This is a genomic window from Microbacterium sp. Bi128 (assembly GCF_918698205.1).
The window spans coordinates 1-6934 of the sequence record NZ_CAKKMM010000208.1 but is presented as its reverse complement, the minus strand read 5'-3'; the positions used below and the strand labels follow the sequence as shown (position 1 = coordinate 6934).

The following is a 6934-nucleotide window of genomic DNA, read 5'->3' as shown; positions in this document are numbered from 1 at the left end:
CACCGAGCGTCTCCCCCACCGCCATCGCGAGCCGCCGCCAGGCGGCGCCCTGCCACGGCGACACCGGAGACGGATCGCCGCCGTGGCGCAGCTCGATGTCGATGTGCGGGTCGGCGATGGCGCGGCGCACGTGGATGGCGGCATCCGACACCGTGTCGCCGGTGAGCAGTCGCACGTTCACCGTCGCGCGCGCGACGGTGGCGAGGACGTTGTCACCCGCCGACCCCTCGAGCCGGGTCACCACCGCGGTCGTGCGGACGAGCGCGTTGGTCTCGGGCCCGAGCAGGGCGAAGGCTGCGGTCAGCACCGGCGCCGTCAGCTCGGTACGGCGGAATGCCGTGCGCACCGGAGCGGGCGCGTGTGCGGCGGCGGTCGCGAGCATCGCCCGGACCGGGGGGACGAGCCGGCGCGGGAAGGGGCGACGACGCAAGCGATCGATGGCACGCGCGAGTCGCGCGGTGGCGGGGAGGGCGGGCGGCGTGGACGCGTGTCCGCCCGCTTCCCGCGCGACGATGTCGAAGGTCGCGGTGCCGCGCTCCGCGACCCCGATCATCGCCGTCGGCGCCGCGACACCGGGCACCGCGCCGTCGACGACGGCCCCGCCCTCGTCCAGCACGAGCGCGGGGCGGACACCCCGCTCCGCGAGCAGCGCGGCCATCGCGTGAGCACCCGTGCCCAGCGTCTCCTCATCGTGGCCGAACGCCAGCCACACATCGGTGCGGGGAACGAGCCCCTCCGACAGCGCCTCCTCTACGGCCTCGAAGATCGCCACGAGGGCGCCCTTGTCATCGATCGCGCCACGGGCGTACAGCGTGGCCTCGGCCCCCTCGCCCTCGATCCCGGCGGCGAAGGGGTCTCGGGTCCACGGTTGCCCCGCGGTGTCGACGACGTCCTGGTGCGCCAGAAGCAGCAGGGGCTCGCCGGTCGACCGGCCCCGCCAGCGGTACAGCAGCGAATACCCGGCGACGACCTCGCGCTCGAGGTGCGCGTGGACGAGCGGGTAGAGCCGTTCCAGCGCGGCGCGGAACTCCTCGAAACGCGCCGTGTCGGTTCGCGTCACGTCGACATGCGACACGGTCGGGATGGCCAGCAGCTCGCGGAAGCGCTCGACGGGCGTCATGACGCGAGCCTACGCGGGCGGCATCCATCTCGCTCCTTCGCGCGCGCCGTCCCGACGCGGCCTGATGTCCCGTTCGCGCCGATACGGTGGAGCCATGACCGGACTGCACTGGGGCATTCTCGCCACCGGCGGCATTGCGCACGCCTTCACCTCCGACCTCCGCACTGCGGGACTCGACGTCGCCGCCGTCGGTTCCCGATCGATCGAGAACGCGCGCGCGTTCGCCGAGCAGTACGACATCCCCCACGCGCACGGCTCGTACGAGGAGCTCGTCTCCGATCCCGACGTCGACATCGTCTACATCGCGACACCGCACCCGGGTCACCTCGACAACGCCCTTCTCGCGCTCGACCACGGCAAGCACGTGCTCGTCGAGAAGCCGTTCACCCTCAACGGCACCGAGGCCGCGGCGATCCGCGACCGCGCTGCCGAGAAGGGGCTCTTGGCGATGGAGGCCATGTGGACGCGGTACCTGCCGCACATGGAACGCATCCGCGAGATCCTCGCCGCCGGCACCCTGGGGGAGATCCGTGTGGTGTCCGCCGACCACACGCAGAAGATCTCAACCGACCCGCAGCACCGTTTGAACTCCCTCGACCTGGGTGGTGGAGCGCTGCTGGACCTGGGCATCTACCCCATCTCGTTCGTGGTCTCCGTCCTCGGCCTCCCCGAGCGCATCACCGCGATCGCCCGCCTGTCGGATGCCGGAAGTGACGCCGAGGTCGCGACGGTGTTCGCCCACCCCGGCGGCGCCGTCTCGACGACCGTGTCGTCCTCGCGCGGTGCGGGCATGAACATCGCGCAGATCGTGGGCACCGAGGCCCGGATCGAGATCGACAGCGTCTGGTACACGCCGACGACGTTCCGCGTGGTCGGTCCCGACGGCGGCGTGATCGAGGAGTTCGACGGCGCCGTCGAGGGACGCGGAATGCAGTTCCAGGCTCTGGCGGCCGAGCGCCTGGTCGCGGCGGGGGCGACCTCGAGCGACGTGCTCTCCATCGACGACACCGTCGCGATCATGGGTGTTCTGGATGAGATCCGCCGACAGATCGGTGTGGTCTACCCCGGGGAGCGCTGAGCGGGCTACCCGTCTCACGCTCTCACGGGGGAGACTGGAGCCATGCCGGATACCCAGAGCGCCCGTGTCGCCGTCTACCTCGACTTCGACAACATCGTGATGTCGTGGTACGACCGCGTGCACGGGCGCAACGCGTACTCCCGCGACCGGCAGAAGATCGCCGAGAACCCGATCGAACCCGAGATCGCCGAGCGGCTGACGAAGGCGACGATCGACGTCGGAGCGATCATCGACTACGCGGCGTCGTTCGGCACCCTGGTTCTGACGCGCGCCTACGCCGACTGGTCTGCCCCGGTGAACGCCGAGTACCGCTCGCAGCTCGTGGCCCGCGCCGTCGACCTCGTGCAGTTGTTTCCCGCGGCGGCATACGCCAAGAACGGGGCGGACATCCGTCTCGCGGTGGATGCCGTTGAGGACATGTTTCGCCTTCCGGACCTCTCGCACGTCGTGATCGTGGCGGGCGACAGCGACTACGTTCCCCTCGCGCAGCGGTGCAAGCGTCTCGGACGCTACGTCGTCGGCATCGGTGTGGCCGGCTCCACGGCGAAGTCGCTGGCCTCCGCGTGCGACCGATTCGACAACTACGACGGTCTTCCCGGCATCCCCAAGCTCACCGAGACGAAGAAGGATGCCGCGCCCTCGCGGCCGCGCGCTCGCAAGCGGTCGCAGGACCCGGCGGTCAACCTGCTCGAACGCGCCATGCAGCTGGAGGGCGAACGCGCCGACGGCGAGTGGCTGCACGCGTCCGCGGTCAAAGACCTCATGAAGCGCCTCGACCCGTCGTTCAGCGAGAAGGCGCTCGGGTTCCGCAGCTTCTCGGACTTCCTGAAGGCGCAGACCGACCACGTCGAGGTCGACGAGGAATCCAACGTCGTGCAGGTGCGCGCGGTCGCGCGCGCAAGCTGAGGCCCGGCGTCAGCGCCGCTCGGCCCCCGGGGCGACGTGCGCGAGCACACTCCCCCACACGGCCGAGAGCGTCACGTGGCCGTTGATCGTGTCGAGGTCGTCGGGGTGGATCTCCTCGACGCGGGCGGACGGCAGCCGGCCCCGATACCACTCGGCATCGATCGCGTCGGCGGGTCCGGAGCCTCCGACGATGATCAGAGTCTCGGCGGAGACCCCGTCGAGCAGCGGCGCGTGCTCGTCGCGACTGAGCGGGTCGGACGGGCTCTCGACGCCGACGATCGCCAGTCGGTCGACGACGTCGCCCATCGCGGCCGCCAGGTGAATGGCAATCGGCCCGGCGGACCGTTCGCCCACCACCCCCACCGTTGTGCCGAGCGCTTCGCGCTCGAGCAGTGTCCGCAGGGCGTCGACGGTCAGGCCCGCGGGCGTATGTCCGCCGAACGCCGGCGGGTCCTCGAGTTCGGGGGCGTCCAGACCCACCGCGACGATCCGGACATCGAACCCCGAGGTGATGCGGACGTCGGGATCGATCGTCGAGACGTCGCCCGTGCGCAGCACCAGCACCGCGCGGGGCGCGCCCGGCGTGCCGAAGCTGCGGTACTCGAGTTCTCCATCCAGCCAGGGAGCACGACTCATCGCCTCACCCTTCCCCGGGCGTGGCGCCCGCATCGTCGGCGGCATCCGCCTCGTCCGTCTCCGACCCGGTGGGGGCACCGGCGCCCGGCAGAAGTGCGCGGAGCGTGTCGATCGTGTCGGCCTGCGCGGCCGATTTGTCGCTCCGGTAGGCCTTGACCCGCGCGAACCTCAGAGCCACACCGCCCGGGTACCGCGAGGAACGCTGGACGCCATCGATCGCGATCTCGACAACGGTGTCGGGAGCGACCCGGATGCCCCCGGGAACGGCGCCGATCTCGCGCTCCGCGAAGTGAACGGTCTGCCACCGCAGGATGTCGTCGGTGAGTCCCTTGAAGGTCTTGCCGACCATGACGAAACCACCGGGGTCTTCGAACGCCCCGCTCGGATCGCGAGCCCCGAGGTGCAGATTGGACAGCCAGCCCGCGCGCCGCCCGGATCCGCGTTCGACGCCGAGCACGACGAGATCGAACGTGTGCACCGGCTTGACCTTGAGCCAGCTCTTGCCGCGTCGCCCCGCGGTGTAGGGGGCATCGAGGCCCTTCACCATGACACCCTCGTGCCCGGCCTGCAGCGCCGCGCGGGCGAACGCGTCGGCCTCGGCCGGATCGTCGGTCACGATCGCCGGGATGCGGGCGTCCGGGGCGATGCGATCGAGCTCCGCCCGGCGCACCGAGAGGGACTCGTCGACGAGGTCCCGCCCGTCGACGTGCAGGACGTCGAAGAACCACGGCCGCAGCGCGATCTCGCGCGCCGTCTCGGCGCCGAATCGCGCCATCGTCTCTTGGAACGGGCGCGGCGCCCCGTCGTCGTCGAGCGAGAGCGTCTCGCCGTCGAGGATCACGTCGGTCACCGGGAGCTCACGGACGAGCGCGACGATCTCGGGCACGCGGTGGGTCACGTCGGCCAGCGTGCGCGTGTACACGTGCACCTCGTCGGCGTGACGGTGGACCTGCACGCGCGCACCGTCGAGCTTGTACTCCACCGACGCTCGACCGGCGATCGCGAGCGCGTCGGCCACCGACGCGGCGGTCGAGGCCAGCATCGGCTGCACGCCGCGGCCCACCACGAGACCGATGGATGCCAGATCCTCCGGCGTCCCCGTCAGAGCCACCGCGGCCGTCTCGCCGAGGTCGCCGGACAGCATCGCCGCGCGACGCACGAGGAGCGGATCTCGGTCGGCGGCGCGCGCGACGGCATCGAGGAGCACGCCCTCGAGTGCACCGGTGCGCAGCTCACCCGTCATGATGCGGACCAGGAGGTCCCACTCGTCCGCCGTGGCCTGTGCGGCCAGGTCGTCGAGCAGAGCCGTGCGCGCCGCGGCCGAGCCGCCGCCCGAGATCGCGACCAGCCGCGCGAACGCTGCGTCGATGTCGCCGATCGTCAGCAGGGACGAGTCGGCGTGCTCGCCGCCGCGCGAGGCCAGCGTGCGCCAACCGACGCCGAGACGTCCCTGGCGGGGCGCGGCGGTGAGCAGGCCCACCGCCGGCACGATCTCGTCGGGCGCGAGTCGGCCGAGGGCATCGGCGAGCGCCTCGACCTTGGCGAGGCGCGAGCGCGTGGCCGTCACCGCCGCGAGCGCGGCCTGCAGATCCCCGAAGAGCATGTCGGCATCCTGGCATCCCCCTCCGACATCGCTGGTCGGCTTGCGTTCCCGCGCCCGCGGTGCCATCTCGTCGAGTGCCGCGGGCCTCCTCGCGTGCGGCGACGCCGCGTTATCCGAGCGCAGGCGAGGGCGCAGCGGTCGGGGCGGCCGACCGGTTCGGGGCGGATTCTGCGCGTGGGGGCGCGAAATCCGCCCCGACGCGAGAAACGCGCCCCGCACCCGGGTGGCCGGTGGGGAACGCCGACGCGGGCGCCGCGGGTCAGCGCTCGCGCGTCGCCCACCACGCCCAGGCGACGAGCGGCAGCTGCAGGAACAGCCGGACGAACCGCGCGCGGTCTGTGCTCAGGCCCGGTGCCGAACGTCCCGTGCGCCACTGGTGCACGTTCCCCGGGAACACCGCCACGAAGAACGCCGCGACGACCGCACCGACGCGGCGGCGTTCGCGCGGCAGAGCGACGAGGCCGACACCGAGCAGCACTTCGGCGGCCCCGGATGCCACGACGATGGCGTCCTTGTCGGTGTGCAGGATCCGCGTGGCCCAATCCGGCACGACGATGCGGTACCCGCGGCGTCCCCACGTCAGATGGCTGACACCGGCCCCGATCAGGAGGAGCGCGAGGACGCCCCGGGCGACGGAGCGGACGGAGAGACCTCGACGTCGTGGCATCCGGTCAGTCTGTCATCCGCCGCAGAGGGCAAGGGTCGTCGTCAGCCCCGCCCCGGCCGCGTCCGCCGCACGAACTCGAGGTAGGCCTCGACCGTGTCCTCCGCGACGATCGCGCGCAGCACGACCTCGTCGGCCGCCGCCCGATACGCCGCGACCGCGTCGTCCAGTGCGGTGACGTCGCGGATCGTGGTGTCGGCGGCATCCACCCCCATCCGCGCGAAGTTCGCGGCGTAGTTCGGGAACGCGGCGTAGCGCGCGGTCTCGACGTCGAGGCGCTCGCGCGCGGCGGCCGCGATCGCGGTGCGGACGTAGACGGCGACGTGCGTCGTGGGGACGAGCGCGTGGAGGGCCTCGGCCTGCGTGTGCGCCTCGGTGGGCGGCACCCAGTTGAGCAGCACCCCCTCGGCGTGCTCGGCGCCGGTCCGCCGCATCTTCGGCCCGAGGGCACCGACCAGCACGCGCGGCAGCCCGGCGCCGTGCAGCACCGCGACCGCGTCGCGGACGCGCGCGAGCGCCCCCTCGCGGGCGATTCCCGAGCCGATGCCGATCGTCAGGCGGTCGAACGGCAGATCGAGGGATGCCGCGCGCGCTGCGATCTCGTCGGCGGGGCGGCGATCGACCGGGATGACGCCGGTCGCAAGCCGCAGGCGCTCCGTCACGCGGGCGGCCGCCGCGAGAGCCGCGAGCGCGTCGCCGTCGGGGGTGTCGTTCACCCACAGCGTGTGGAACCCGGCCTCTTCGACCGCCGGGGCGATGGCGGCGATCGCCTCGGGGCCGAGGGAGCCCGCGACCCCCAGCGAGAGCACTCCGTCGCTCACGAGACGCCTCCGGCGGCGGGGAGCGCGACGGCGACCTGACCGACACCGGCGAGGAACGTGTGCAGGTCGACGTCGTCGGTGGGGAGCAGCACGACGTCGTCCACTC

General features: G+C 72.4%; 7 protein-coding genes. 2 read left to right on the top strand and 5 right to left on the bottom strand.

Features of this window, described 5'->3' with window-relative positions; translation table 11 throughout:
• Window positions 1–1120, bottom strand: a 1120-nt coding sequence (locus LQV45_RS14755) for a M20/M25/M40 family metallo-hydrolase (protein WP_230007677.1), incomplete at its 3' end; no start/stop codon positions are given.
• A gap of 94 nt (window positions 1121–1214) precedes the next feature.
• Here LQV45_RS14755 and LQV45_RS14750 point away from each other — a divergent pair.
• Together LQV45_RS14750 and LQV45_RS14745 are read left to right on the top strand one after the other, a co-directional pair.
• On the top strand, window positions 1215–2198 hold the full coding sequence (locus LQV45_RS14750) for a Gfo/Idh/MocA family protein (protein WP_230007676.1): 984 nt from the start codon (window positions 1215–1217) through the stop codon (window positions 2196–2198).
• Between the two features lie 42 nt (window positions 2199–2240).
• Entirely contained in the window at window positions 2241–3104 is an 864-nt protein-coding gene (locus LQV45_RS14745; RefSeq protein ID WP_230007675.1) for an NYN domain-containing protein, read from the top strand.
• A 9-nt stretch (window positions 3105–3113) separates the two neighbouring features.
• On the opposite strand, the gene LQV45_RS14740 is transcribed toward LQV45_RS14745, so the two are convergent.
• From LQV45_RS14740 to LQV45_RS14725, 4 genes are all read right to left on the bottom strand, one after another.
• On the bottom strand, window positions 3114–3740 hold the full coding sequence (locus tag LQV45_RS14740) for a hypothetical protein (RefSeq protein ID WP_230007674.1): 627 nt from the start codon (window positions 3738–3740) through the stop codon (window positions 3114–3116).
• A 4-nt stretch (window positions 3741–3744) separates the two neighbouring features.
• A complete protein-coding gene (locus LQV45_RS14735) occupies window positions 3745–5343 on the bottom strand; it encodes an ATP-dependent DNA ligase (RefSeq protein ID WP_230007673.1) in 1599 nt (532 codons plus the stop codon).
• 259 nt (window positions 5344–5602) lie between these two features.
• Complete coding sequence (locus LQV45_RS14730; protein ID WP_230007672.1) at window positions 5603–6010, bottom strand: hypothetical protein; 408 nt, start codon at window positions 6008–6010, stop codon at window positions 5603–5605.
• Between the two features lie 41 nt (window positions 6011–6051).
• Window positions 6052–6828: an LLM class flavin-dependent oxidoreductase gene (locus tag LQV45_RS14725; protein ID WP_230007671.1), complete on the bottom strand. Its 777-nt coding sequence runs from the start codon at window positions 6826–6828 to the stop codon at window positions 6052–6054.
• Window positions 6829–6934 lie beyond the last annotated feature (106 nt).

What these genes read in the sequence shown, in the direction of transcription:
- LQV45_RS14735 (WP_230007673.1), bottom strand. Translation starts at nt 5,343, where the DNA reads ATGCTCTTCGGGGATCTGCAGGCCGCGCTCGCGGCGGTGACGGCCACG.
- LQV45_RS14740 (WP_230007674.1), bottom strand. Translation starts at nt 3,740, where the DNA reads ATGAGTCGTGCTCCCTGGCTGGATGGAGAACTCGAGTACCGCAGCTTC.
- LQV45_RS14750 (WP_230007676.1), top strand. Translation starts at nt 1,215, where the DNA reads ATGACCGGACTGCACTGGGGCATTCTCGCCACCGGCGGCATTGCGCAC.
- LQV45_RS14745 (WP_230007675.1), top strand. Translation starts at nt 2,241, where the DNA reads ATGCCGGATACCCAGAGCGCCCGTGTCGCCGTCTACCTCGACTTCGAC.
- LQV45_RS14730 (WP_230007672.1), bottom strand. Translation starts at nt 6,010, where the DNA reads ATGCCACGACGTCGAGGTCTCTCCGTCCGCTCCGTCGCCCGGGGCGTC.